This window comes from Streptomyces sp. FXJ1.172 (assembly GCF_001636945.3).
GTDB lineage: Bacteria > Actinomycetota > Actinomycetes > Streptomycetales > Streptomycetaceae > Streptomyces.
The window spans coordinates 42,242-67,426 of the sequence record NZ_CP119135.2; the positions used below are offsets into that span (position 1 = coordinate 42,242).

22 protein-coding genes, 1 tRNA gene and 1 pseudogene are annotated in these 25,185 nt (G+C 70.6%); 12 read left to right on the forward strand and 12 right to left on the reverse strand.

Annotated elements, in window-relative coordinates; all coding sequences use genetic code 11:
- Positions 1–470: 470 nt before the first annotated feature.
- The 4 genes from A6P39_RS44540 to A6P39_RS44555 all read right to left on the reverse strand — a co-directional run bounded on the left by A6P39_RS44540 (position 471) and on the right by A6P39_RS44555 (position 2,634).
- Entirely contained in the window at positions 471–1,265 is a 795-nt protein-coding gene (locus A6P39_RS44540; protein ID WP_275884539.1) for an AfsR/SARP family transcriptional regulator, read from the reverse strand.
- 319 nt (positions 1,266–1,584) lie between these two features.
- Positions 1,585–2,073: a hypothetical protein gene (locus tag A6P39_RS44545; protein ID WP_275884540.1), complete on the reverse strand. Its 489-nt coding sequence runs from the start codon at positions 2,071–2,073 to the stop codon at positions 1,585–1,587.
- 180 nt (positions 2,074–2,253) lie between these two features.
- A complete protein-coding gene (locus A6P39_RS44550) occupies positions 2,254–2,403 on the reverse strand; it encodes a hypothetical protein (protein WP_275884541.1) in 150 nt (49 codons plus the stop codon).
- Between the two features lie 138 nt (positions 2,404–2,541).
- Positions 2,542–2,634: transfer RNA gene (locus A6P39_RS44555), tRNA-OTHER, on the reverse strand.
- Between the two features lie 167 nt (positions 2,635–2,801).
- Here A6P39_RS44555 and A6P39_RS44560 point away from each other — a divergent pair.
- From A6P39_RS44560 to fabI, 3 genes are all read left to right on the forward strand, one after another.
- Complete coding sequence (locus tag A6P39_RS44560; RefSeq protein ID WP_275884542.1) at positions 2,802–3,803, forward strand: DUF2156 domain-containing protein; 1,002 nt, start codon at positions 2,802–2,804, stop codon at positions 3,801–3,803.
- A 35-nt stretch (positions 3,804–3,838) separates the two neighbouring features.
- Complete coding sequence (locus A6P39_RS44565; protein WP_275884543.1) at positions 3,839–4,018, forward strand: hypothetical protein; 180 nt, start codon at positions 3,839–3,841, stop codon at positions 4,016–4,018.
- A gap of 163 nt (positions 4,019–4,181) precedes the next feature.
- The gene (fabI, locus tag A6P39_RS44570) at positions 4,182–4,943 is read left to right on the forward strand and encodes an enoyl-ACP reductase FabI (protein ID WP_275884544.1); all 762 of its coding nucleotides are present in this window, start codon (positions 4,182–4,184) and stop codon (positions 4,941–4,943) included.
- A gap of 55 nt (positions 4,944–4,998) precedes the next feature.
- Here fabI and A6P39_RS44575 read toward each other — a convergent pair whose 3' ends face one another.
- The 4 genes from A6P39_RS44575 to A6P39_RS44590 form a co-directional block, all read right to left on the reverse strand.
- On the reverse strand, positions 4,999–5,682 hold the full coding sequence (locus A6P39_RS44575; RefSeq protein ID WP_275884545.1) for a TetR/AcrR family transcriptional regulator: 684 nt from the start codon (positions 5,680–5,682) through the stop codon (positions 4,999–5,001).
- 78 nt (positions 5,683–5,760) lie between these two features.
- Positions 5,761–6,450, reverse strand: a complete 690-nt coding sequence (locus A6P39_RS44580; RefSeq protein WP_275884546.1) for an HAD family hydrolase — start codon at positions 6,448–6,450, stop codon at positions 5,761–5,763.
- On the reverse strand, positions 6,447–7,616 hold the full coding sequence (locus A6P39_RS44585) for an acyl-CoA dehydrogenase family protein (RefSeq protein WP_275884547.1): 1,170 nt from the start codon (positions 7,614–7,616) through the stop codon (positions 6,447–6,449). Before A6P39_RS44585 ends, A6P39_RS44580 begins: the two co-directional genes overlap by 4 nt.
- The gene (locus tag A6P39_RS44590; RefSeq protein WP_275884548.1) at positions 7,613–8,668 is read right to left on the reverse strand and encodes a ScbA/BarX family gamma-butyrolactone biosynthesis protein; all 1,056 of its coding nucleotides are present in this window, start codon (positions 8,666–8,668) and stop codon (positions 7,613–7,615) included. The genes A6P39_RS44585 and A6P39_RS44590 overlap by 4 nt, the downstream gene beginning before the upstream one ends.
- A gap of 103 nt (positions 8,669–8,771) precedes the next feature.
- Here A6P39_RS44590 and A6P39_RS44595 point away from each other — a divergent pair, with 103 nt between their 5' ends.
- The gene (locus tag A6P39_RS44595; RefSeq protein WP_275884549.1) at positions 8,772–9,419 is read left to right on the forward strand and encodes a ScbR family autoregulator-binding transcription factor; all 648 of its coding nucleotides are present in this window, start codon (positions 8,772–8,774) and stop codon (positions 9,417–9,419) included.
- A 553-nt stretch (positions 9,420–9,972) separates the two neighbouring features.
- On the opposite strand, the gene A6P39_RS44600 is transcribed toward A6P39_RS44595, so the two are convergent.
- From A6P39_RS44600 to A6P39_RS44610, 3 genes are all read right to left on the reverse strand, one after another.
- A complete protein-coding gene (locus tag A6P39_RS44600; protein ID WP_275884582.1) occupies positions 9,973–10,284 on the reverse strand; it encodes a replication initiation protein, RepL2 in 312 nt (103 codons plus the stop codon).
- Positions 10,284–10,736, reverse strand: a complete 453-nt coding sequence (locus A6P39_RS44605) for a MarR family transcriptional regulator (RefSeq protein ID WP_275884550.1) — start codon at positions 10,734–10,736, stop codon at positions 10,284–10,286. Before A6P39_RS44605 ends, A6P39_RS44600 begins: the two co-directional genes overlap by 1 nt.
- Positions 10,737–11,219: 483 nt before the next feature.
- A complete protein-coding gene (locus A6P39_RS44610; protein ID WP_331454247.1) occupies positions 11,220–11,492 on the reverse strand; it encodes a hypothetical protein in 273 nt (90 codons plus the stop codon).
- A gap of 165 nt (positions 11,493–11,657) precedes the next feature.
- Between A6P39_RS44610 and A6P39_RS44615 the strand changes: the two genes are divergently transcribed.
- From A6P39_RS44615 to A6P39_RS44650, 8 genes and pseudogenes are all read left to right on the forward strand, one after another.
- Positions 11,658–12,923, forward strand: a complete 1,266-nt coding sequence (locus A6P39_RS44615; RefSeq protein ID WP_275884552.1) for a ParA family protein — start codon at positions 11,658–11,660, stop codon at positions 12,921–12,923.
- The gene (locus A6P39_RS44620; protein WP_275884553.1) at positions 12,920–14,200 is read left to right on the forward strand and encodes a ParB/RepB/Spo0J family partition protein; all 1,281 of its coding nucleotides are present in this window, start codon (positions 12,920–12,922) and stop codon (positions 14,198–14,200) included. The genes A6P39_RS44615 and A6P39_RS44620 overlap by 4 nt, the downstream gene beginning before the upstream one ends.
- 576 nt (positions 14,201–14,776) lie before the next feature.
- Positions 14,777–15,823 carry a bifunctional DNA primase/polymerase gene (locus A6P39_RS44625; RefSeq protein ID WP_275884554.1) on the forward strand — a complete coding sequence of 349 codons (1,047 nt, stop codon included), beginning with the start codon at positions 14,777–14,779 and terminating at the stop codon, positions 15,821–15,823.
- Entirely contained in the window at positions 15,820–17,475 is a 1,656-nt protein-coding gene (locus A6P39_RS44630; RefSeq protein ID WP_443053141.1) for a DNA primase family protein, read from the forward strand. The genes A6P39_RS44625 and A6P39_RS44630 overlap by 4 nt, the downstream gene beginning before the upstream one ends.
- Positions 17,476–17,833: 358 nt before the next feature.
- Positions 17,834–18,214 (forward strand): DUF6009 family protein, encoded by a 381-nt coding sequence (locus A6P39_RS44635; RefSeq protein WP_275884555.1) that lies wholly within the window; start codon positions 17,834–17,836, stop codon positions 18,212–18,214.
- A gap of 649 nt (positions 18,215–18,863) precedes the next feature.
- Entirely contained in the window at positions 18,864–20,390 is a 1,527-nt protein-coding gene (locus tag A6P39_RS44640; RefSeq protein ID WP_275884556.1) for a DNA primase family protein, read from the forward strand.
- The gene (locus tag A6P39_RS44645; protein WP_275884557.1) at positions 20,387–20,788 is read left to right on the forward strand and encodes a DUF6009 family protein; all 402 of its coding nucleotides are present in this window, start codon (positions 20,387–20,389) and stop codon (positions 20,786–20,788) included. The genes A6P39_RS44640 and A6P39_RS44645 overlap by 4 nt, the downstream gene beginning before the upstream one ends.
- A 317-nt stretch (positions 20,789–21,105) precedes the next feature.
- Positions 21,106–23,311 (forward strand): annotated as a pseudogene (locus tag A6P39_RS44650) (Tn3 family transposase).
- A gap of 261 nt (positions 23,312–23,572) precedes the next feature.
- Here the strand turns inward: A6P39_RS44650 and A6P39_RS44655 are convergent.
- A complete protein-coding gene (locus A6P39_RS44655; RefSeq protein ID WP_275884558.1) occupies positions 23,573–25,135 on the reverse strand; it encodes an FAD-dependent oxidoreductase in 1,563 nt (520 codons plus the stop codon).
- Positions 25,136–25,185 lie beyond the last annotated feature (50 nt).

Here is a 25,185-nt window from a genome sequence, read left to right on the forward strand (position 1 = left end):
GTGTACGCCTGCCCGTACGGTGCGCCTGCTCGCGTATGACACTGCGCCACACGGCCGCGTCGCGCCATGGTCCGTCTCGGCGCCGGCGGCAGAGACCGGCGTCCGCCCGGCGGCGGCAGGGCGGACTCGGGACGCCCGGATGCGCGGGCGGCTGTCAGGGCCGTGAGCACCTGCGCCGGGGCAGCGGGCGCAGGCCGCGGCGGGAACTCGCGGCAGGACACCCGATGCCCGGGTCAACGGGCCGTACACCGGGGCGAGTTCGTGTGTGGTCAAGTGCCCAGCCGTGTGTCGTGCGGAACCTCGTGGCAGGGCACGGTGGTGGGCGGGGCCGTGGGCCGTCCGCTTCCGGTCGGGCGCGCCGTTCGGCGGTGCCGTCGCGGGCGGCGGGCACGGCGGGGAATGTCATCGGCCGCCGCGCCGGTGACACGGCCGCCCCAAGGAGGCGCCGGCGGGGGGCGCCGTGCGCGTGGTCAGGCCGCCTGGAAGCGCTTGAGGTCGCCGCCCAGGCTCAGCACCGGGTCATGGGCGAGGATCGCCCGTTCGACGCCGCGCAGTGAGGGCGAAGGCTGTACGCCGATCTCCTCGGAGAGCCGGTGCCACATGATGCGGTAGGTGTCCAGGGCGTCCGCCTGACGGCCGGCCCGGTACAGCGCGATCATGAGCTGCTCACAGAACCGCTCACGCAACGGGTTGCTGATGTGCGCCTCGTTCAGCTCCGCAAGGATGCTCCCGTGCCGGCCGGCCGCGAGTTCGGCCTCGAACAGCATCTCCGTCGCCCGCAGCCGGTGCTCCTCCAGCCGGGCCGCCGCGAGCCGGCACACCGAGCCGCCGGAGACATAGCCGAAGACCGGCCCGCGCCAGTGGGCGAGCGCGGAGCGCAGCAGTCCGGCGGCCGTGACCGGGTGTGCGGGGAGGAGCCGTTCGGCGTCCTTGACCTTGCGCTGGAACTGGGCCGCGTCCAACTCCTGCTCCGCCACTGTCAGCCGGTAGCCGGAGGGCTGCATCGTCAGACGGGATTCCGTACGGCCCGGCTCCAGCGACCTGAGCCTGCGGCGCAGCCGACTGACGTGCGCCTGCAGGGCGTTGGCCTGGTTGTCCGGGGCCGAGTCCCCCCACATCTCCTCGATGAGGGCATCCCCCGGCACCGCCTGCCGGTCGCTCACCAACAGGGCCTGGATCAGCGTGCGTTGCAGGTCACCGGGTATCTCGGCTTTGCCGGACGCCGTGTGTATCTCCAGAGATCCAAGTATCGAAAAGCTCAGCACGCCATGCTCCCTTTGCCGTTCAACGTTGTTGAAAGGAAATGCGGATGCGCTCTCGCTCCGAGCCGTCTGGAGGGCAGGTGCGGCACCGGGCCTCAGGCCCGGCACGGCCGCGGCAGCCGGCTCAAGTCAGGTGCTCCCCCGTGCTTCCAGGAGCCGTGGGCGGCCTGTCGGTCCGTCCGGGACGTGGCTCCTGCTCGTGCTGTGCGAACAATCCTGGCACAAAAAAATTCCCACCGGAAGGAATGTTCCTTGACCGGTGAGTCGTACGGCTCCGCGCGACGGCCCGAACCCCTTCCGCGAAGGCGTCCGGGCCGTGGGATCACGCCTGGTCAGTGCATGGGCCGAGGAAGGAGGCGAGTGTCGCTGCGTGTCCGGGAATATGTTCGACGGCACGCATCCGGACCACGGCGCCCCACGCCAGATCGCAGTCGAAGACCACCTCTCCGGCACGGTCCACCAGACGGGCCCGCACGCTCGCGGTGGCCGCGCTGTCCGGGGTCCGCTCGAGCACGTCGATCAGTTCCCGGGCGTTGCGCCGGACCATGTCGATCCGCTCCGCGTGGGTCGTCGCCGAGATCACCCGGGCGATCTCCGTCTTCGACATGGCCGAGGCGTTGTCGATCCGGCCCTCCTGGCCGGCCAGGACCTGGCGGGCCGCGTCGGCCAGTGCCCGGTCGCTCAGCGCGATGTGCGCGAGCAGCCAGTCGGTCTGGGCCCGGTCCGCCTCGGCGAGCGGGCCGACGTCCGTGATGGCCTCGGCTGCGGCCAGCAGCTCCTTGTACGCGCGGGACAGGTCTTTGGTCTCCACGGCGGGCTCCAGATCGTAGGGATGGCGGCGGGGTCGCGACCGGGCCCTGCAGCTTGGCGGGCAGGTGGCCGATCGCGCCCGGGTCACCGGCGGACAGCGCGGCGCCCGCCCGGTGGCGTACGGCGGGGGCCATCTGGACCTTGCCCAGCGCGCTCGGGACGCCGCTGCCGACGTTCCGGATCAGCTCCGGATCAGCAGGGTGCCGGTGCGGGCCACACCGAAGACGCTGCCGACCTGACGGAAGGTGCTGGAGACACCGGCGTCCACCTCCGGGCGCGCATCGGCCCGTTGCCCGTTTCCGCGCACACGTCGACCCCGGCGGACCCTCATCTTCGTGATGGTCCACCGGGGTCGAACGTCTCCTCGCCGCGGCCGGGGGAACCGCCGAGGCTGCGCGGCGCCGGTCGTCCCTGAACCGACACCGCTGCCTTATCTGTCACTCCATATCCATCCGCCAAATATGGAGAGCGGAGAGGGCAGGATTCGAACCTGCGCGGGTCGTGAAAACCCGACCAGAGCCGTAGCTCAAGGTCCCCGATAAACCGCTCCGGGCACCTCTCCTCGCTCCCTGACCTGCCTTTTTGGTCGGTTGCGAGTACTACTGTGACAGCCCTCTCTGATGCGGTGCTGACGCGGGACTGACATGGCCTGAAACCTCATTTTTCCTCTTTCCAACAGGCAGCTTCGGATGCTCTACTTTCCTCGGAATAATCCCGCGGAGAAGGAGCATGAATGTGTCCGTGACGGATACCGCCAATCCTGTTCTCCAAGCAGTGATGGCGCATACGCAGGCGGAGAATCCGAGCGCGTTCCTCGCGGTCAACGAGGGCAACAGCACGTTCACCGTCCCGGGCCTCGACGGGGCGATCGTGTACCGCCGGGTCGGCCGCTACGCCGTACAGTTCGGTGGCCCCTTCGCCGCCCGCGACCACTACGACGAACTGCTGGGCCGGTTCCTCGACCACATCCACGACGAGGGCCTGCGGCTGGTCGGCGTGCAGTTGCAGCGCGACGACGCCGAGGCGTACGCCCGACGCGGCTTCACGGTCAACCAGATCGGCGCGTCGTGGGCGGTGCGCATCCCGGAGCTGACCCTGCGCGGCACCCGCTTCATGCAGCTGCGCAACAAGATCTCGCGCGCCCACCGCAACGGCCTGACCGTGACGGAAGTGCCCGCCGGCGAGTGGGCCGAGGCACTGGCCGGCATCGACCAGGTGTGGCTGGCCTCCAAGGGCGAGCATGTGCGTCCGCTGGAGTTCCTGGTCGGTCAGGTCGGCGGGCCGATGCAGCCGCTGCGCCGGCTCTTCCTCGGCCGCATCGAGGGCAGGCCGGTCGGCTACATCTCGTACTCGCCGGTCTACGGCGCCCGCGCCGGCTGGATGCACGACCTCAGCCGCCGCATCCCGGACGACTCCCCCGGGCTGATGGAGGCCATCAACGCGCACGCCCTGGAGCAGTTCCGCCAGGAGGGCGTGGAGTGGCTGCACTTCGGCTTCACCCCGTTCACCGGCCTCGACCAGGCGCATGAGGTGACGGGCCACAGCCCGGGCTTCCAGTGGCTGATGCACTTCCTGTGGGACCAGGGCGCGGCCCTGTACCCCGCGCAGACCCAGCTCGCCTACAAGAAGAAGTGGGCCGCGGACGTGTGCTTCCCCGAGTACGTCGCCTTCGAGCCGCACGCCTCGCTCGCCGGGTTCATCCACATCTTCCGTGCCAGCAACGCCTGCTGACGCACCGTTTCATTCACCGTGAAGGAGCCACAGCGATGTCCGATGCCCGTCTGAGTACCGATGCCCTGCGCCAGAGCGTGGTCGAGCAGCTGATGCGCCTCGTCGGGCTGCCCGACGACGAGACGGCGGCCCGTGAGGCGGACGAGACCCTGCTGGCGCTGGACGCCCGGCTGGGCGAGGAGGCCACGCTGCCCACCGGTTCGATCGCAGCCTGACCTCAAAGCCGGTGTGCGCGAAACGGCCGCCCCGTCGTCGTCCCGTCACCGGGCGCATCGGCCCAAGGAGAGCCTGCTGGACTTCGATCTGCGCCACTGCATCGGCGGGCAGTGCCGGGTTTCCCGAAGGCCGCCTGACGGGCGGCGGATTGGCAGGTCGCACATGAGCGGAATACTCACGGGCAAGCGGATCCTGGTCTCCGGAGTCCTCACGGACCGTTCCATCGCCTTCCACGCGGCCCGCACCGCGCAGCTGGAGGGCGCCGAGGTCGTCCTCACCGGCTTCGGCCGGCTGAGCCTGATCGAACGGACCGCGGCGCTGCTGCCCAAGCCGGCGCCGGTGCTGGAGCTGGACGTCACCGACGCCGGGCAGTTGGAGGGGCTCGCCGAGCGGCTGCGCGAGCACGTGGACGGGCTCGACGGAGTGGTGCACTCGATCGCGTTCGGGCCGCGGAGCGTCTTCGACTTCCTCGGCGCGCCCTGGGAGGACGTCGCGGGCGCCGTGCACGTGTCGGCGTACTCGTACAAGTCGCTCGCCCTGGCCTGCCTGCCGCTGCTGCGGCGGGGGGCGGGGATCGTCGGCCTCACCTTCGACGCGCGGGTGACCTGGCCGCACTACGACTGGATGGGCGTGGCCAAGGCCGCGCTGGAGTCCGCCAACCGCTACCTCGCCCGCGACCTCGCGGAGCGTGGCATCCGCTGCAACCTCGTCGCCGCCGGGCCCCTCACCTCGGTGGCCGCCCGGTCCATCCCCGGTTTCGGCGACCTGGCCGGCGTCTGGGACCACCGTGCTCCGCTCCCGTGGGATCCCGCCGATGCCGAGCCCGCCGGACGGTCCGTGGCCGCCCTGCTGTCAGATTTCTTCCCTCAGACCACCGGTGAGATCGTCCACGTCGACGGCGGGGTGCACATGACGGGCGCCTGACGGCCCGGGGCACCGGGGCCCGGCGCCATGCCCAGGGGCCGGGGCCCTCCGGCGCTCATGCCGCGGGCTTTTGCCGGTCGGACGGCTGCCGGTCCGTGCGCAGCGGCGACGCCTCGGGCGGGCTGGTCCACAGCAAGTCGCACAGCAGGTCCCAGTCGGCCGACACCACCTCGCACACGCCCGGCTGATGGGTCCTGCGGTCGGCTTCCGGGGCGGTGCGGGCCCACGCCCAGGCGTAGGCGAGGAGCATGCGGGCGATCGCCTCGGCGGGGTGCCGCGCCACCACCGCGCCCTCCTGCTGGGCATGGCGGATCAGCTCGGTCAGCCGCTGCCGGACCTGCGCGAGCGCCGCTGCGGTGCCGGGGACCTCCGCCCCGTCCGCGAGCAACCGGACGGCCGCCCGGACCCGGACATCGTGCGACAGCCCCTTCGCCAGGTTGCCGGTCAGCCGGTGCAGCGTGTCCGCCGCCGTCTCCCCGGACGCCTGCCCGGCGTCGGTCCAGCTGTCGGTGAACTGCCGGACCAGCTCCAGGGCGAGGCACTCCTTGGAGTCGAAGTGCGCGTACAGGGCCCCCTTGGTCATCCCGATCCGGGACGCCACTGCCTGCATCGTCGCGTCGCCGTAGCCGTACAGGACGAACTCGGCGGCTGCGCCGTCGAGTACCTGCTGCCGGGTACGCCGTGACCTCTCCTGCACCAGCCACCTCCCGTCGTCGAGGTGGGGTTCCCCAACGGACACCAGAATGATTCCATCGGGAAGGAAAATACGGAGAGATACCGTCCGGTCGTAACCCCATTTCCGGTCGATCACGTCCAGTCAGCCGGCCAGCAGGGTGGGCGGACACAGCCGCGGCCCCGGGGCGCCCGGCAGACGCAGCCCGTCGCGCGAGCGCACCTCGGCCAGCAGAACGGGGTCCTCCCCCACCACCGCCGGGTGGCCGACACAGCCCAGCAGGGGCAGATCGCTGGCGTGGTCCCCGTAGGCGTAGCAGTCCTCGGGCCGTGCGCCGGTGCGCGTCATCAGTTCCCGGGCCGCGTCCCGCTTCGCCTCGCCGATCATCGGCCGGACGATGTCGCCGGTCAGCAACCCGCCGTCGTCGACGGCCAGTTCGGTGCACAGGACGGTGGCCACCCCGAAGTCCTCGGCGACGGGCTCCAGACAGGGCCGGAAGGAACCGGAGACCAGGGCCACGACGTGACCGGCCGCCTTGTGGCGTTCCAGGCGCCGTACGACCTCGGTGACGTACGCCTGCTCGCCCTCCCGGTAGCAGGCGTACCAGCGGCGCCCGGCGTTCCGCAGCCGGCTCAGCGGGATCCCGGCCAGGCCACGGTAGTAGGCGCGGTTCTGCTCGACGCGGGTGGCGCAGGTGCGCCGGATCTCCTCGAACCAGTCGCCACTGCCGCCGGTGGTCTCCTCCCACCAGGTCCGGAAGGAGACCATCGTCTTGGCGGTCAGCAGCGTCTCGTCGACGTCGAAGAAGGCGATCGGACGCGCTCGCCAGCTCACCGGTCGCCCTCCCCGGCCCGGGCGAGAACGGCCTGCGTGTAGCCGGCGGCAGCCGTCTCCGGGTCGAGGCTGGCATGGCCGGCCACCGCCAGCACATCCCGCCAGCACCGCTGCAGCCGGTCCGTGTCGGCCAGGCCCGCGGCCCCGGCGGTCTGGAACAGCCGGGTCACGGCCTGCCGGCACAGGTCGACGGCGGCGACGGCATCCCGCTGGTTCTCGGCCACGGCCAGCGGTGTGACGGGCCCTTCGTCGGCACGGCGAGCCGCGGCGAGCAGCAGATACCCGGCGGCCTCGATGTCCGCAGCGGAGCGAGCGAACGCCTGCCGGCCGCTCGCCGTCTCCCCCACGGCGCTCCCGCCGGGCCGCCGCTTGGGCGCAACCGTCCGCGTCCACTCCCGTACGGCCGCCCGTGCGGCGCCCAGCGCGGGGATCGCGAACAGCAGCCCGGCCACCATCGGATACGGCACCTGGTGGCAGCGTGCGGCGTCGTCCTGCGGGCGCAGCAGGTCCTCGAGCGTCATGGCACGGTGCGCCGGGACGAAGACGTCCTCGGCGGTGACCGTGTTGCTGCCGGTGCCGCGCAGGCCCATCGACCGCCAGGTGTCCGACACGCGCACCTCGGCGCGGGGCACGGCGAAGATGCGGTGGCGGCGCTCGGTACCGGTGCCGGTCAGGGCGGCCAGGAGCACCCAGTGCGCGTGGTCCACCCCGCTGGCGTACCCCCAGCTGCCGCTCAGCCGCCAGCCGCCCGGCGTCTCGAGGGCCGTGCCCTGCGGGGGGACCACCGAGGCGGCGATCCGCACATCGGGGCCGTTGTGCCACAGCTCCTGCTGTGCCGCGTGCGGCAGGTAGGAGGCCAGCCGGCCATGGGCCGCGTACAGCACCGCGCACCACGCGGCCGACCCGCCGGCCTCCGCCAGCCGGGCCCCGGTCCGGAGCAGGGCTGTGAAGGTGCCGGCCGTGCCGCCCCAGTGGCGGGCGACGAAGTGCCGTGGGAAACCGGCCTCGGCGAGCGCCTGGGCCAGGGGCGGGGTCAGCGCGCGCCGCTCCTCGACGGCCGTGGCGTCACGCCGGGCCGCCTCCACGGCCGCCTCCAGGGCCGTGTCGGCGTCCACCGTCCCCGGCCCCAACTGCCCCTGGAATAAAGTGTTCTGACTGGTCGTCATGCGCTTTCCTCTCCCGCCCATTCCCAGTCGGCCGGACGGGCCCCGCCCAGCCGGGCCCGCAGCAGCGTCTGGCCGTGCTGGGTGGCGGTCAGCTGGAAGTCGAAGTGACCGAAGACCCCGTTCTGCTCCGAGGCGGCGACGGCGATCAGCACCGGCGCGTCCGGCTCGCCGAACCGCTCGAACGAGGCCGCGAGCGACAGCGGCGTCCACAGTTCCTGAACGGCGCACCGGGGACCGGCCTGCACGCTCGAGGCGTACGCGGCCTGGCGCACGGCCTCCAGCAGCACCATGCCGGGAACGTGATCGCTGCCGTGGTCGAAGTAGACCGGGTGGGTGCAGTCCAGGACGAGCTGCCAGCGGTTGCGCACGCCCTGCGGGTCCGCCGCGAGCAGCACGTCCTGGGCCCGCTCCCGCCCCACCACGGCCGGCGGCAACAGGTCCCGCCGTCCGGCGGGCGGTGCCAGCGGCGCCCCGGCGACGGGCTTCGGGCGGTTGCGGCTGCGCACCAGTGCGTACCGGTGCTCGTCCATCACCTCCCACACCACGCGTGCGCGGCCGCGTCGTACGCCACGGATGTAGAGCGTGACCTCCATCGCCATGCCGAAGCGGCGCGGTGCGGTGGTGGTGCGCGTGCACACCGCCTCCAGCAGCACGGGCAGCGCGTGGACGGGGTCGTACGGCAGGCCGGGCGCGTCGATGTCGACCTCGATGCCGGTCATGACGAACGAACGGCCCGTCAGCGGGACGTCGTAGAAACGGTGGCACAGGTAGATCGCGGCCTGACGGACCGTCTCCAGCAGGAAGGTGGAGTCGCCCGTGCGCCCCGCCCCCGGCCGGTACAGCCGGTGGTCGCACGGCCAGCGCACCGCCACCGCGAAGCGGTCCTTGCCCAGCCGTCCGGCGTCGGCCAGCAGGACCTCGGCCGTGTCCGACTTGTGGATGGCGGCAGCGGGCACGAGCCCGTCGTAGGAGAGTCCTCGTCCCAGATCGGTCGCCGGCAGCACCGGACTTGGCAACTGCCGGTATATGGGCTCCGAGTCGATCACACTCATAGAATGTCTCCTAAGTGAGCACAAAAGATACCTGCCGGAAGGTATATTCCAGCGTTGGATCACCTGTGTTGTGGCGCCATCACCTCAGCGAGAGGCAGCTCCTGTGAACGGCAAGCAATCCACTCCAACACCCCCGGCCGGCCAAGAACTCAAGCAGGAGCGGGCCATCCAGACACGGGCCCAAGTCCTCACGGCGGCTGCGGAGTTGCTCTCCGCCAAGGGCTACCGCAACACCTCGATGCAGGATGTGGCCGACCGTGTCGGCATGACCAAGGGCGCGGTCTACTTCCACTTCCGCTCCAAGGAAACCCTCGCCGTGGCGGTCGTGCAGCATCACTACGGACAGTGGCCGAACGTGGCCGAGCACATCCGGGCGAGCGGGCTGGGGCCGATGGACACCATCGAGGAGCTGCTCAACCGCGCGACCACGGCCTTCCAGAAGGACCCGGTCATGCAGGCCGGTGCGCGCCTGCAGCTGGAACGCCCGCTCATCGACGCCGAGGTTCCCCAGCCCTACGTCGACTGGACCACCCTGCTCACCCGGCTGTTCGCCGAGGCCGAGGCCGCCGGTGAACTGCGTGCGGGCGTCACCCCCGAGGCCGCGGCCCGGACGGTGATCGCAGCGGTCTTCGGCATGCAGCACATCTCGGACACCCTGACCCACCGCGCCGACCTCGACGCACGCTGGGGCGAGACCCGCGAAATCCTGTTCCACTCGCTGCGCGGCGGGCAGCCGTCGGACCACGTCTGACAGAGGTGCGCAGAGCGGCCCCGTACCGCTGCGTGTTCGGCTCCGCCCGGCCCGCGGGCGGCCGCGGAGCAACAGCCGCGCCGTCCCGGCCGGCACGCGAAGGCGCCTGCAGGATCTGTCCCGGTGCGGCGGAAGGCGGCCGGCGCGGCACCGCGGTGCGCGCGAGCCGCCCCGCGAACGACAGACCTTCGGTCGCTTCCGCCCGCTGCGGCCGGGCCACCGTTGCTCTGCGCCCTGCGGTCGCGAGATGAGCAGCGCGAAGGCGAGAGGCACCGGCTCCTCTTCCCCGGTCCCACCCCGTTCCGCCCGGAACACGCTCTCCACGCATCGCATCCGCCCGATCCCCTCCCCTCGCGGCCCGGCCATGCTCGGTCGGACGGCTCGAGGAAAGGTGAGGAATCGCTCGAGACCGGCAAGAGAACCGAAAGGTGACAGATCGCGGACGGGTCTCAGCAGCGAGGTGGCAGCTCGGAGGTTGCCGGAAGGTCAATCAAGACGTCCTCGAGACCGCACCTCATTGACGTGACGTACATGAGGTGCGGTCCGGGGAACGTCAGGTGGCGCGCCGGAGGGGGACGACCACCTTCTCGCCCAGCCGCTTGGGGTCGAGGCGGTAGTACTTGATGTGCCCGATCCGCTCGGTCTCCTCCAGCCAGCCCGCCTCGATGACCTGCTTGCGGGTGCGGGAGAAGACGGGCGGGGCCATGCCGACGAGCTTGGCCAGGTTGGCGGCGGTCTCGAGGACGGCGCCGGAGCGGTCGGTCGGGTGCAGGGCGTACAGCATGACGACGAGACGCTGGTTGGCGCTCATGCCGGCCGTCTTCTCCAGCAGTTCGAGGTTCTTCTGCTTGTCGTCGATGCTGATCACTGGACCTCCCACCGTGCAGGAACATTGTCGTCGAACCCGGGGATGTCCGGCGGGTTGCACGTCTTCACGGCGTCACGCTGTTCGATCCCTGTGCCGTGGAAGGCGATGTACGGGCTGATCCGATAGAGGTTGTAGTTGCCGATCCGTCCTCGGACGATCAGGATGCGGTGTTTGACCAGCTTCCTGTTGATCTTTCCGACGGCGTCGGAGGACATCCCCACTCGTTTGGCGATGTCGGCGCCGGTGGCTCGCAGTGGCTCCATACCCTCGGGCGAGACCCCGATCCACCACAGGACGAGAAACTTCTGACTGGGCGTGAACGCCCTGGACTCGGTGATCGCCTCGACGCGTGCCTTGTCCACCTGCGTATGCCTGCCGGAGAAGGCGTACGGCGCATAGGGGACCGGCTCGCCCGTGTCGGCGTCGACCAGTCTGCGTACGGCTCCCAAAGGGCCCTCCGTGCAACGGGGGTGATGGGTGGTTCAGGGGTTCATGAAGGACGGCCCTCAGGCCGACCAGATGAACCTAACGTACATGAGCAGGAAGTCAATTAAGTACGCCTGCCGGCCGTGTCGGATGCCGTCGTGTTCAGCAGCCGGGGCCGTTGATTTCGGGCGCTTCGGGGCCAGAGACATGTACGTCACGTCAATCTGGTGCTGTTCCAGGAACTGGGCACTCAGTTCCTGGGAACCGGGTACCCAGTTCCTACGGACGTGGTGGCAGTTCCCAGGAACTGCCTGGCAGTTCCTACGGTCTTGGTCATCCAGGGTGTTTGTGCAGGTCAGAGGGCATTTGGCGGCTGCGCTCTCTTACCTTGTAAACAAGCCCGCCGTTGTTCCTTCCCCGGGGCGCGCAGGTCCGTTGCCCGGTATCCGTGTGACGCTGCGGCTCCGTCCTGGACCACAACCGCCTCTGCCCTGCGACGGGTGCCCTCAAGTGCGCCTGTAGTCGGCGTCGGTGCCGTACCCCGGTGAGTTCGCCGGGTACCTGCCCCCGCCCGGCACCCGGACCCTCCGCTTGCCGGCGCGCACGGTCTGGGCCACGACGAAACGGATGCGCGCCGGGAAGTGGAGGGGCAGCGGGGTCCAGGGGCCGGCGAAGGCCCCTGGTACCACGCTGCCCAGCCAGGTCCGGGAGCGAGCACGCACGCGCGCTCCCGGCACCGGCCGTGCGGTGACCGGGCGCTGGGCGGTGGTGACCCGCACGCGGGGACCGGGCGCACCGGCAGGAGAGTTCTGCGCGTGGCGGGCAGACAGAGGCGGGGTGATTACGGCGTAATCACCCCCAGAGCCTCGCAGCTCACTCAAGAACGTCAGCAAACTAACGTGTAGAGGCTCATGAAGGGTCAGGAACGTTAGTATGGTGACGTCATGAGTTCTCCAGCCTCCTTCAGCGACCGCGAGAAGGTCGTCTCCAAACTGCCGGGACGGCTCCGGCAGAACCTGAAAGTCAGAGCCGCTCAGTACGGCATCGACATCCAGACCGCCGTGGAGCAGAGCATCAGGGACTGGTGCGTCCTGGCCTCGCCCGCGCAGAGCGTCGACACCTCCGGGGCCGACTCCTTCTCCACGTTCCTGCCGCCCGGGCAGTGGGAGGAGTTCCGGCAGGTCGCGACCGACCGGCGGGTGTCACTGATTCAGGGACTCGCCCAGTCCGTCCAGCTGTGGCTCGACTCCAACCCTGCACCGGACGTGGAGCGGCCGGAGGTCACCCGGCGCATCATCGTCTGCAACCAGAAGGGCGGCGTCGGCAAGACGGCGATCACAGCGGGGCTCGGCGAGGCCCTGTCCGAGGACTCCAACGTCCTGCACTCCGTGCGCGTGGCCAAGGCACTCACCCAGGCCCTGCGCGCGAGCGAGACCCACACGGGAGACGCCGAGCCGGCGGACGACCCGCTCGACATCGAGAACCTGCCCGGGCCCGGACTGAAGGTGCTGCTCGTCGACTTCGACCCGCAGTGCCACCTCACCAACCAGCTGGGCGCCACTCCCCTGCCGATGAACGGTGACAGCCTCACCAACCACATGGCGGGCGAGCCCAAGGGAGAGCTGCGCGACCTCATCGTCTCGATCGACGAGGACGTCTTCGGCGGCCGGCTGCACCTCCTGCCGGCCTGCAACGACGCCTTCCTGCTCGACGTACGGCTCTCCGCCGTACGGGCCCGGGAAGCGGCGCTGGAGCGGGCGCTGGCTCCGCTCGAGGGTGATTACGACGTAATCATCGTCGACTGCCCGCCGAGCCTCGGCCTGAGCATGGACGCCGCGGCGTACTACGGGCGGCGGCGCGACGGAGAGCGGGCCGGGCAGTCCGGCGCCCTCATCGTCGTCCAGGCCGAGGACAGTTCGGCGGACGCCTATGAGCTGCTGACGACCCAGATCGACGATCTGCGCGGGGACCTGCAGATCGACATCGACTACCTCGGCATCGTGGTCAACCTCTACGACTCCCGGCGCGGGTACATCGCCACTTCCTCGCTGCAGGGGTGGGTCGACATAAAGGATCCACGGGTCATCGGTCTGATCGGGGACCTCAAGGAGCAGAAGGAGGCCGTGCGGGTGAAGCGGCCGCTGCTGTCGTACGCGCCGAAGTCCCAGCAGGCGGTGGGGATGCGCGCGCTGGCCAGGGAGGTGTTGTGAGCAAGGCCGATCAGCTCGGCGCCGGCCGCTTCGGCGGGGCGGTCCGCCCGGTCAGCGCCCGCCGCCAGGCCGTCGCCGCCGCAACCGGTGTTCCCACCGAGGGCGTTGCGGCCCCCTCCGAGCTTCCTGTCGAGCGCATCAGCCCCAACCCCGACAACCCGCGCTCCAGCCTGGGCGACCTCACCGATCTGGCCGGGAGCCTGAAGACCCACGGGCAGAAGCAGGCGATCACGGTCATGAACCGGGATGCCTACCTCAAGGCCAACCCGGACCAGGAGGACGCCCTCGAGCCCGACACCCTGTACGTGGTGGTCGACGGCAGCAGCCGGCTCGCCGCGGCCCGGGAGGCCGGACTGGCCACCGTCAAGGTGATGGTCAGCGACGACCAGGGGGCCACCGCCGAGGAACTCCTCGAGTCCGCCCTCGTCGCCAACATCCACCGGCAGGCCCTCGAGGAGATCGACGAAGCCCGGGCGCTGGAGCGGCTGCTGGTGATCCACGGCAGCCAGCGGGCCCTGGCCAAGCGCCTGCACCGCTCCCAGGGCTGGGTGTCGCAGCGGCTGGCCCTGCTCAACCTGACCCCCGCGCTGCAGGCGCGGATCGGCGAGGAGCCCATCGACCTGCTGCGGGCGGTCGGCAACAAGCCCGCCAGGGAGCAGGAAGCGGCACTGGAGGAGCTGAAGGCGGAACGGGCCCGGAAGGACGCGAGGGAGGCCGAGGAACGGGCGCGTGCGGCCCAGTCGCCGCGGGCCCCGGGTGATTACGGCGTAATCACCCCTCGCACGGAGCCGGGTTCGGCGGGCGGGGACCCCTCCGGTGATTACGGCGTAATCACCGGCCGTCCGGAGACGGACTCGGACCCCGCGAGTGATTACGCCGTAATCACCGACCGCTCCGAGGCACCGGTGCAGAGCCCCGCTGGTGATTACGGCGTAATCACCAGCCCTCCCGAAGAGCCCGCGGCGGCGGGGGAGCCGGGGCAGCCGGGCGCTGCCGAGGCCCTCGAGGTGATTCCCGAGCCCCGGGGGCGAGTCTCCCCCGGCGAGGCCGGGGCCGGGGACACCGAGCACGGCGGCCAGTCGGAGCAGCGGCCGCGGAAGGTTCCGTACGACGAGCCCGGATCGCTCGCCATGCTGCTGGACGCGAAGATCGCCTCGGACGAGGTCTTCTTCGATCTGCTGCGCTTCCTCGCGGCGAAGGGCCTGGAGCGGGACCAGGGTCGGCTCGTCGAGCTTGCCCAGTCCCTGGTCAAGCAGGCCGCCACCCGGGTGGAGTGATCCGGGAAGCCTTTTCCGTCCTCGCGCTGGGCCGAGGACATCGGCAGGGACCGAACCGCAGTGACTGTCGCGCGGTTCGGTCCCTGTGCTTCAGTCCCTCAGAAAACCGCAGGTCAGAGCGTTTTGAGTGGCCCTTGAGGGACCGAAGGGACTCAACTTCCCAGTTATAAGTCTTTCTGCGTGCGCGCGTATGCACGCGCGTATATAAACAGCCTAATAAACATAACTAGCTCATAATTGGCGCTTTGAGTCCCTTCAGTCCCTTCCGGGGCCTCCATCACCGGCCTGACCTGCGCAGACACCCAGGGACTGAAGGGAGGGTCCGAAGCAGGGACTGAAGCGTCCGGTCCCTCGGACCCGTCCCCCAGAGTCACTTGAGGCGGGCTCAAGAATCGGCGGAAGCTGCGGGGCTGATGCCCCGCCACGCGGGAAAGCTGTTCCCTCAGTGGTGATCCGGGGTCCTAGAGTGTCCCGAAATACAGTCCCTACAGTCCCTGGCAGAAGGACGGACGCTTGCCCGGCCCCGCTGTGACGAGAGAGTCCGCAGTCCCAGTGCGGCCCGCATCACCCCATGCCGTGGCCCGCTGGTGCGCGGAGCAGGGGTGGCCGGTGCACCCCCTGGCTCCGGGCCGCAAGACTCCGGTCGCGAACTGCCCCTCCTGCAGGGACCGGGCCCATCAGCCCGCCGACTGCGCCTGTCTGCCCGCCGGCCGCCCGTGCCACGGGTTCCACGCCGCCACCACCGACAGCTCGCTCATCGACAGCTGGTGGTCCCCGGCCCCGCCCCGGGGGGTCGGGATCGCCTGTGGGGGAGCGGGGCTGGTCGTCATCGACGTCGACGCGCACAGCACACTGGTCCCCGACCGCAACCGGCTGCTGCCCGGCATCCCCATCCACGACTCCGTGAACCTGCGCGGGCTCGCCTCCGGCTTCGACACCCTCGCGCTGCTCGCCGCGCTGCGCGGGCAGCCCAGCCCGGCCGAGGACACCGGCACCCTGCGCGTGCGCACCCCGTCCGGGGGCCTGCACATCTGGTACCGCAATCCGCACCCGGCCACCCGGCTGCGCTGCTCGACCGGGTCCAGCACCAAGGTGGCACTGGCGTGGCAGGTGGACGTGCGGGCGGACGGCGGCTACATCGTGGCCCCCACCACCCGTACCGCGCAGGGCACTTACCAGCCCGAAGGACCGGCCCGGCTGCCCGCCCTGCTGCCCGAATGGCTCGGCGAGGAACTCGTACGGACCGGGCATGTGATCCAGCCGCGGCGGCTGTACGTCCGGGACGGGTCCGCCGGGCACCGGAGTGATTACGGCGTAATCACCCGCCGTCCGGCCGCCTCGGCCGCCGCCGGGCACCGGGTGCTCGAGCCACTGCTGGCCGAGGTCGCCGCGTGCGCCAGTACGCCCGAGGGCGCGGCGTTCACCGAGAAGCTGAACAAGGCCGCCTACACCGCTGGAGGGCTCGCCGCCGCCGGGCACCTGGACGAGGACGCTGCACGGGCCCTGCTGCGCGAGGCCGCCGAGACCGCGCGGCCCCGGCAGAGTGCCCGCAGCACACGCATCATCGACGACGGCCTCGCCGCGGGGTCCGCACGCCCGCTTCATCTCAAAGGACGTTCATGAGCAGCGCCGAGACCCCGCGCTTCGACGCCAGCGCCGCCGCTCAGCAGATGCTGGACCTCGAGCAGGCACCCGCCCGCCCGGCGGCTCTGCCCGCACAGGCACAGACCTCTCCCGCCGCTCAGGGGCCGGGTGATTACGGCGTAATCACCACCCGTGCGGAGGCGGGGCTGGACCCCGCGGGTGATTACGCCGTAATCACCGGGCGCCCGCAGGGGGGCATGGAGCCGGCGGGTGATTACGCCGTAATCACCCGGGTGCCCTCCACGCCGCTGCCCAGCAGTCTGAGCGACCGCGGCAACGCCAGGCTCTTCGTCCGGCTCTACAGCGACCAGTTTCGCCATGTCGAGGGCCTGGGCTGGTATGCCTGGGACGGCTACCGGTGGAAACGGGCCGGGGGAGAGAAGGCCGCTCTGTGGGCCGCGGGGGAGATGGCCGAGGAGTTGCCGGAGAGCGATCCGCGCGGGCTGTTCAGCGACCGCGACCTGATCCGGCACAAGAGGCGGACCCTGTCGACGACCGGCATGAAGGCGCTGCTGACCCAGGCGAAGGCCTCCCCGGACCTGTCCATGGACCCCGACACCCTCGACGGCGACCCGTACGCGCTGTGCACGCCGGCCGGTGTCGTCGACCTGCGCACCGGTCTGCTGCGCAAGCCCGACCCCACCCGGGACTTCCACTCCCGCGCCACCAGCGTGGCCCCGCGGCGCGACGAGACACCGCGCTGGCACCGGTTCCTCGCCGACACCTTCGGCGACGATCCCGAGGGCCGGGAGATGATCGAGTTCCTGCACCTGCTGCTGGGGTACTCGATCACCGGTGACGTCGGCGCCCAGGTCCTGCCCTTCCTGCACGGGCACGGCAAGAACGGCAAGAGCGTGCTGCTCGACACGATGATCCAGATCCTGGGGGACTACGCGGACGCCGCGCCACCCGGTTTCCTCATGGACCGGGGCGCCTTCTCCGAGCACTCCACCGAACTCACCGAACTGCACGGCCGCCGGCTCATCGTGTGCAGCGAACTCAAGCCCAACGACAAGTTCGACGAGGCCCGGGTGCGGCTGCTGACGGGCGGCGACAAGATCAAGGCGCGCCGGATGAGGCAGGACTACTTCTCCTTCTCCCCGACCCACCACCTGTGGCTGCTGGGCAACCACCGGCCCGAAGTCACCACGGGCGGCTTCGCGTTCTGGCGTCGTATCCGGCTGCTGCCCTTCGAGCGCACGGTCCCCGAACACCGCAAGATCGACAACCTGGCCTTCGAACTCGTCCGCGACGAGGGACCCGGAATCCTGCAGTGGCTCATCGACGGCGCCCGCCGCTACCTCACCACCCGCGACAGCCTCGAGGGCCCCGACCGTGTCCGCATCGCGACCACCGCCTACGCCAACACCGAGGACCACATCGGCCGCTTCCTCACCGAGTGCTGCACCCGTGACCTCGAGGCCCAGCCCGACCTCCGCGTCGAACAGGGCCTGCTCTACACGGCGTACGTGGCCTGGTGCAGCGCGGGCGAAGGCATCCGCCCCGCCGGCGCGCGGGCCTTCGCCACCCGGGTCCGCCAGGAGGTCGGTCTCGCTTCACCCGCCGACATGATCAAATCCAACGGCCGCAAGTACTACCCCCGCCTCGCCCTGCTGGACACGCACTCATGAATCCACCGTCAGCGCATCTCCCTCGGCCGGTCGTGGGTGATTACGGCGTAATCACCCTGGGGTCTGATTACGCCGTAATCACCTCCAGGTCCACGCGGTCCACCGGGTCCACGGAGTCCCTCGAGTCCTCCGAGTCCTCCGTGGGTGATTACGGCGTAATCACTCCGGGGCCTGATTACGCCGTAATCACCCACGGGCCCCCCGGCCGCCAAGACCCGCAGCGGGACCGGACTCCCCTACCGACTTCCTTCCGTCCGGCCTACGATCGTCCGGCAGCGCCAGGCTGCACAGCGGACGGCCCGCCCCAGCCCGAGGCGGCCCGCCGTCCAGCCCGGCACACACAGGAGGGGCGGCGGCCATGAGTTCGCTACTGACCGAGGGCGATCTCACCCATGAGGCGCATGTGGTGTGGCTGGAGGACCCCGAGAACCTCGACTACGTCCGCCAGGCCCTCGACAAGACGCCCCGGCGCCGCAACAAGCCCCGCTACGCCCGCGACGGCCGGATGGTCGGCTACGCCGAACTCGACGACCACGCCGAGGCGGACCCCGACAGCGGCCTGTACCGCCGCCGGGTCTTCTTCCTGCTGCCGCACGACCGGGACACCCGGCCCGACGGCCTGTACCAGGAGGGCGCCCCCGGTGAGGCCGTGGACCCGCGCACCATCGACGTCCGCAAGGTGGGGGAGAAGACGCCCCGGTCCCAGCAGGGCCCGGCTGCCGCGCAGGTTTCCCGCTAGGGGCGCCCCTGGAGCCGCCCCGGCCGTGCCCGGCTGGAGGGGGGCTCCAGGGCCGCTCGAGGGTTTCTGCTGCCGTTCCGGATACGGTCGCTGGCTTTCAGTCGCTTTTCGGTCGCTGGGGCTGGGCGGCCCGAGGCGCAGCGACCGAAGGGAAGCGACCGTCCATGGCGTCCGTCGCTGCCCGTCTGTGGGAAGAACTCGCAGGTCAGAGCGGTGAGTTGAGCGAGACAGCGACTGAAGCGACTCAAGGGTCGGGTATATGAGCTGCAATGCATGTGCGTGTGTGCGTCATAGATAGGAACCTTCAGTCGCTTCAGTCGCTGTTCGGTCGTCATACCTGCTTCCACCTGCGCTTTTGTGCAGCACCTGAGCCCGAGAGAGCGGCGCTCCCGGTAGCTGCCCCGTTGGCTCTTCGGTAGCTGCCCTCGGTCAGGGTGTCGAAAATTGTTTCCCACGAGTCACTTTGGCCGACGTAGGGCTTCGCTAGGCTGTGTCGGTCGCTCAGTCGCTTCGGTCGCTGACGGGGGGTGCGCATGGCTTCTGAGCTGGGGGGCTCACGCGACGTCGCCCGCAGGCGCGGGCAGGAGACAGGCGCCGGCGGCGCGATGGGTACGGGCCGGACACGGCCGAGGCTCGGGGGAGGCCGGCGATGACCTCCGACGAGCAGGCGGCGCTGTTCCGCTTCGACGCCCGGGCCGCCGCCGCGCAGATCCTCGCCCGGCCCGCCCCCCTGCCCGCTCCTCGGGACTTCCGCGACAGCGGCGGGAACGGTGACGCCGGCGGAGGCGAGGCCACGGCGGACGGCCTGCTGCCGGACACACTCAGCGACCGGGGCAACGCCAAGCTGTTCGTGAAGTTCTACTCCAACGACTACCGGCACGTGCCCGGGCTCGGCTGGTTCCGCTGGGACAGCACCCGCTGGCAGATCGACGAGGACGAGACTGTGCTGTGGGCGGCCGGCGATCTGGCCGAGTCCATCGCCACCACCGACCCGCGCGGCGTGCACAGCAGCAGCGCGCTGCAGCAGCACCGGCGCCGGGCACTGAGCACCAGCGGCATCAACGCGCTGCTCGCCCAGGCGAAGTCGGCGCCGGGCATGGTGCTGGGCGCCTCGCAGCTCGACGCCGACCCGTATGCGCTGTGCACTCCGGACGGGGTCGTCGACCTGCGCACGGGCCTGCTCCACCGGCCCGACCCGAACCGGGACTTCCACTCCCGCTCCACCACCGTGGCCCCGCGGTCGATGCCGACGCCTCGCTGGGACCGGTTCCTCGCCGACACCTTCGGCGACGATCCCGAGGGCCGGGAGATGACCGAGTTCCTGCACCTGCTGCTGGGGTACTCGATCACCGGTGACGTCGGCGCCCAGGTCCTGCCCTTCCTGTTCGGCTCCGGCAAGAACGGCAAGTCGGTGCTGCTGGACGTGGTGATGAAGCTGATCGGCGACTACGCGGACGCCGCGCCCCCCGGGTTCCTGATGGCCCGCCCCTACGAGGGCCACCCCACCGACCTCGCCGAACTGCACGGCCGCCGGGTCATCGTGTGCAACGAGGTCAAGCCGGGGGACCGCTTCGACGAGGCCCGGGTCAAGCTGCTGACCGGCGGCGACCGGATCAAGGCGCGCCGGATGCGGCAGGACTTCTTCAGCTTCCGGCCCACCCACAAGCTCTGGCTCCTGGGCAACCACCGGCCCGAGGTGGGCACCGGCGGCTTCGCCTTCTGGCGCCGGATGCGCCTGATCCCGTTCGAACGTGTCGTACCGGACGACCGCAAGATCGACAACCTGGCGGACATCCTCGTCAACGAGGAGGGGCCCGGCATCCTCAACTGGCTCATCACGGGCGCACGCCGCTATCTGGCGGGGGAGAAGCAGCTCAGCGGGCCGGAGCGGGTACGGATCGCCACGACCGCGTACGCCGAGACCGAGGACTTCACCGGGCGTTTCCTGAGCGAGAGCTGCCGGATCGAGTCCGGGATGCGAGCGGAGCAAGCCAAGCTCTACGCGGCCTACAAGACCTGGTGTCAGAATGAGGGAGCCCCGGCCGTGTCGTCCCGGGCGTTCGCGGCACGGGTTCGCGAGATGGTGGGGCTCGCGTCGCCCAGGGAGATGGTCCTGTCCAACCAGCGCAAGTACTACCCGGGCATCGGACTGATCGCCGACGAGGAGACAGCATGAGTGCCCTCATCGCAGAGGACGAGATCGCCCACGAGGTCGACTTCGTCTGGCTCGAGGACATCAGCAGGCTGGACTACGTGCGCCAGAGCCTCGACCGGCTGCCCACCCGCCGCAGCAGGCCCGCCTACCACCGCGACGGCCGGATGGTGGGGTACGCACTGCTCGGGCCCGAGGCCAAACCCTCCCGTTCTTCGGGCACGTTCCGCCGCCGCGTCTTCTGGCTGCTGCCGCACGACCGTGACACCGAGCCCGACGGCCTGTACGCCACCGGGGCACCGGCGGAGGCAGTGGACCCGCGCACCCTCGCCCCGGGTACCAAGGGCCGCAAGACGGAACGCTCGGGCGGCGGCCCCCCACCCCCCGCGGTACAGAAACTGGGCATCACCCTGCCGCTGTGACGGCGCCGGAGCCCCCCGTACCGCCGAGCCCGCTTGGGTGATTACGGCGTAATCACCCACCTGGCGGGCGCCGTGGACCGCCACCGGAGTGATTACGCCGTAATCACCCAAGCGGCGGGCTCCCCAGGACGCCGGGGTGATTACGCCGTAATCACCCGAGGGGAGAGCCCCGCGGGCCCGCAGGGTGATTAGGGGGGTGAGGAACATCCGTGTCAGATCGTGCGCTAAGCCTTCGCGGCCCTGTTCGGCGCTTTGACCTGGGCTGATCGTACGGCGGAGCCTTCGCGGGTCGATGTTGTCGATCTTCGGAGGCCCTGGTGGCGGTCGAGTTCTTGTCGGATCAACAGGCAGCCCAGTACGCGGCGTTCAACGGAGCGCCGTCTCGTGCGGAGCTGGAGCGGTATTTCTTCCTGGATGACTCGGATCTGGAGAAGGTGCAGGCCAAGCGGCGTGCGCACAACCGGCTCGGGTTCGCGGTCCAGCTGACGAGTGTGCGGTACTTGGGCCGGTTCATGCCGGACCCGCGGCAGGTGCCGGCGGAGGTCGCCGAGTACTTGGCCGAGCAGCTGGGGATCGCCGATGCGTCATGCCTGAAGGAGTACGGGGAGCGTGACGGGACGGCCCGAACGCACGCTGGTGAGTTCGAGCTGACTCCGCCGCTCGACTCGGACGCGGACGAGGCATGGCGGACCCAGCTGGTCACCCGGTTCGGCACTGTGCGGCCGTTTCTGAAGCTGTTGGTGACGGTGGTCGACTTCGGCGCTACCCCGGAGGGCCTGCCTGAATGCCTTGAAGTCGCTGCCGGACCTGATGGGCCGGAAGAAGGTCGGCCCCGCCGAGATCGACACCGGTTTGCTGGTCGGGTCGTGGCGGCGGCTGGTGCTGTCCGCGCCGCACCTGGAGCCGGGCTGGAAGGCGTACGCGTTCTGCGTGCTGGAGCACCTGCACCGGATGGTGCGCCGGCGGGAGGTGTTCGCGAAGAACTCCTCCAAGTGGGGCGACCCCCGTGCCAAGCTCCTCGACGGCGAGGCGTGGCAACAGACCAAGCCCACCGTGCTCGCCTCCCTCAACCTGCCCGCCGAGCCCGGGGAGCACCTGGCCGCGCGGGCCGCGCTGCTGGACGGCACCTACCGCGAGGTCGCCGCCCGGGTGCCGGCGAACTCCCAGATCGTGTTCGACGACGACGGACGGCTGCACTTCGCCGCCCTGGAACCGGAACCCGAACCCGCCTCCCTGCGGGCCCTGCGGGAGGCGGTGGAGGCGATGCTCCCCCGCGTCGACCTGCCGGAGGCCCTGCTGGAGGTGTTCTCCTGGACCGGCGCCGACCAGGCGTTCACCTCTGTCACCGGCGGCGAGCGAGGCTGAAGGACCTGCACGTGACGATCGCCGCGCTGCTGGTCTCGCACAGCTGCAACGTCGGCTACACCGGTCATCGGGGCCGCGGACGCGCTGAAGTACGGCCGTCTCTCTCATGTCGACCAGACCTATCTGCGGCTGGCGACGTACCGGGCGGCGAACGCCACGCTGATCGACTACCAGGCCTCCGTCCCGCTCGCGCAAGCGTGGGGCGGCGGCCTGGTCGCCTCCGTGGACGGCATGCGGTTCGTCGTCCCGGTGCCGTCGGTGTACGCGCGGCCGAACCCGAAGTACTTCGGGCGCCGCGGCGGCGCCACCTGGCTCAACATGATCAACGACCAGGCCGCGGGGCTCGGCGGGAAGGTCGTGGCTGGCACCCCGCGCGACTCCCTGTACGTGCTGGACGTCCTCTACGACCGCGATGGCGGCAAGCGCCCCGAGATGATCGTCACCGACACCGCAAGCTACAGCGACATTGTCTTCGGTCTCCTGACCTTGGCGGGGTTCGCGTACGCGCCGCAGCTCGCTGACCTGCCGGATCAGAAGATGTGGCGCATCGACCGCAGCGCCGACTACGGCGTGTTCCAGGACGCGGCCCGTGGCCGGGTCGACCTCGCGAGGATCGAACGCCATTGGGAGGACATCCTGCGGATCACCGGCTCCATCCACACCGGCGCCGTGCGCGCGTACGACGTGATCCGGATGCTGTCGCGGGACGGGCGTCCGACGCCGCTCGGCGACGCGATCGCCCACTACGGGCGGATCTCCAAGACCTTGCATATTCTGCGCATCGCGGACGAGTCCGGCTATCGGCGGCAGATCAAGAGCCAGGCCAACCTCCAGGAGGGCCGCCACTCCCTTGCACGGAAGATCTTCCACGGCAGGCACGGGCAGCTCTACCAGCGTTACCAGGACGGAATGGAGGACCAGATCGGGGCATTGGGGTACGTCCTGAACGCCCTTGTCCTGTTCAACACCCGGTACATGGACGCCGCGGTGAACCAGCTGCGCGCGGACGGCTTCGACGTCCGCGACGAGGACGTGGCCCGCCTCTCCCCGTTCGTAAGGCACCACGTCAACATGCTCGGCCGGTACTCGTTCCAGCTGCCCGAACTGCCGGGCGGCCTGCGCCCGCTGCGCGACCCGGACGCGGCCGAAGAGGTGTGACCCGGGTGCGGTGACCGTCACCGCCGGGGCTGTCCCAGCGGTGACGCTTGCACTGGTCACCGGCTCGTAGGGGGCCGGGAGCCGCCACACCGGCGGAGGGTGTGGCGGCTATTGCGTGGCGGCGGGTGCGGTAGGCGGCCGGTGAGAGTTCCGGGCTGCTGCTGGGCCGGGACTGGGGTGCGGGCGGCCGCCACACCGGGTGGGGGCGGCGGCCGTGGGCGGAATCGGATCGTGGTTCGAGTCAGTCAGCAGAGCGGCGGATCAGCCCGGCGTCACCGCACCCGCTGGCACTCCGAACCACTCCTCCAGCGCCTCCGCCAGCCCGGCCGTCGATGTCGGCGCCTGCGCCCCCGCGTCGGCCGCCCAGGCCGTGAAGCCGTCCGGACGGACGAGGACCGCCGCCAGTTCCGGGCGGGACGGGCAGCCGGCCGTCAGGGTGTGGACGCGGCTGGCATACCCCGCAGCGAGGGCCCGGAGCTCCGGGTCGTCGGTGAGGTCGAGCAGGAGCGCCCGGCCACCGTGGAGGTGGTCCGCGAGGCGGCTGCCGTCAGTGAGTTCGAGGTCCGGGGTGCTGCGGCCGGTCAGCGGGTGCTCGCCCGGCATCTTGTACCGCACCCCGCCACCGTTGAGCCGTGCGGTGAGGTACGTGGTGCCCGCGACCGTCTCCGCCAGGTCGCTGACGATCTCGCGCAGGGCCCGGGACTGCGGGTCCGGGCGCATGGCCGCGACCTGGGACCGGGTCCAGTTTAGGACCCACGCACCGACCGGATGCCGCTCGGAGGTGTACGTGTCCAGCAGCCTTTCCGGCGCCCGGCCGCCGATCACCGCGGCGAGCTTCCAGCCGAGGTTCATTGCGTCCCCGATACCCAGGCTCAGCCCCTGGCTCCCGAACGCGGAGTGCACGTGCGCTGCGTCGCCCGCCAGCAGCACCCGGCCCTTGCGGTACTCGGTGACCTGGCGGGCGTGGTCGGTGAAGCGGGTCGCGGTCCGCACCCCGGTGATCGTGACGTCCACGCCGGATACGTGACGCAGCCGCGCTTGGAGGTCCTCGGTGGTGACCGGCGCGTCCCGGTCGGCCGGCGGGCCGTCGAACTCCACGGTGACGACGCGGCCCGGCATCGGCCCGTGGGCGTATACCCCGGTGTCCGTGGCGGTCCAGCCGACCTTCAGGTCCTCGGCGCCGGTCATCTCCACGACCGCCTGGTGACAGGTGATCTCCGGGTCCGTACCGGGAAATTCGAACCCCGCGAGCTTGCGGACCGTGCTGCGGCCGCCGTCGCAGCCCACGAGCCAGCCGGCGCGTATGGCCCCGTGGCTGGTTCGCACGGTGACGGCCTCGTCGTCCGCGTCGAAGCCGGTCAGCTCCACTCCCTGGCGCACGTCGACGCCGAGTTCGTCCGCCCGCTCGCCGAGCAGCCGCTCGATGTCCTGCTGCGTCACGAAAGCGATCTCGGCGGCGGGTCCGGCGTCGCCGAGGCCCGGCTCCGTACGGTCGACCAGGTCGGCGCGCAGCATGATTCCGGCGAAGTGCCCGACGATCCCGAGCCCTTGGCCCGCGGCCCCGCCTGCGTCCCCGCCGTTCCGCTCGCGTATGAATGCCTGGAAGCGGTCTATTGCCTGCTGGTGCACCTTGGCCAGCGCGGGCAGCAAACCCCGGCGGTACAGCGCCTCGGCGCTGGGCGTGGTGATCGCCCCGCCCTTGATCGTCGGGTTCACTTCGGTGAGGCGCTCCAGGACGGCCACCCGCGTGCCTCCGAGCCGGAGCTCGCAGGCCAGCATCAGTCCGACCGGGCCGCCTCCGGCCACCACTACGTCATAGTCCATGGCGCCCACTAGGAACTTCCTCTCCGGCCGCCGTGCGGGCGACCGCTGTT

What these genes read in the sequence shown, in the direction of transcription:
- A6P39_RS44645 (WP_275884557.1), top strand. Translation starts at nt 20,387, where the DNA reads ATGAGTGCCCTCATCGCAGAGGACGAGATCGCCCACGAGGTCGACTTC.
- A6P39_RS44550 (WP_275884541.1), bottom strand. Translation starts at nt 2,403, where the DNA reads ATGAGGGTCCGCCGGGGTCGACGTGTGCGCGGAAACGGGCAACGGGCC.
- A6P39_RS44630 (WP_443053141.1), top strand. Translation starts at nt 15,820, where the DNA reads ATGAGCAGCGCCGAGACCCCGCGCTTCGACGCCAGCGCCGCCGCTCAG.
- fabI (WP_275884544.1), top strand. Translation starts at nt 4,182, where the DNA reads ATGAGCGGAATACTCACGGGCAAGCGGATCCTGGTCTCCGGAGTCCTC.
- A6P39_RS44565 (WP_275884543.1), top strand. Translation starts at nt 3,839, where the DNA reads ATGTCCGATGCCCGTCTGAGTACCGATGCCCTGCGCCAGAGCGTGGTC.
- A6P39_RS44585 (WP_275884547.1), bottom strand. Translation starts at nt 7,616, where the DNA reads ATGACGACCAGTCAGAACACTTTATTCCAGGGGCAGTTGGGGCCGGGG.
- A6P39_RS44635 (WP_275884555.1), top strand. Translation starts at nt 17,834, where the DNA reads ATGAGTTCGCTACTGACCGAGGGCGATCTCACCCATGAGGCGCATGTG.
- A6P39_RS44640 (WP_275884556.1), top strand. Translation starts at nt 18,864, where the DNA reads ATGACCTCCGACGAGCAGGCGGCGCTGTTCCGCTTCGACGCCCGGGCC.
- A6P39_RS44590 (WP_275884548.1), bottom strand. Translation starts at nt 8,668, where the DNA reads ATGAGTGTGATCGACTCGGAGCCCATATACCGGCAGTTGCCAAGTCCG.
- A6P39_RS44655 (WP_275884558.1), bottom strand. Translation starts at nt 25,135, where the DNA reads ATGGACTATGACGTAGTGGTGGCCGGAGGCGGCCCGGTCGGACTGATG.
- A6P39_RS44560 (WP_275884542.1), top strand. Translation starts at nt 2,802, where the DNA reads ATGAATGTGTCCGTGACGGATACCGCCAATCCTGTTCTCCAAGCAGTG.
- A6P39_RS44615 (WP_275884552.1), top strand. Translation starts at nt 11,658, where the DNA reads ATGAGTTCTCCAGCCTCCTTCAGCGACCGCGAGAAGGTCGTCTCCAAA.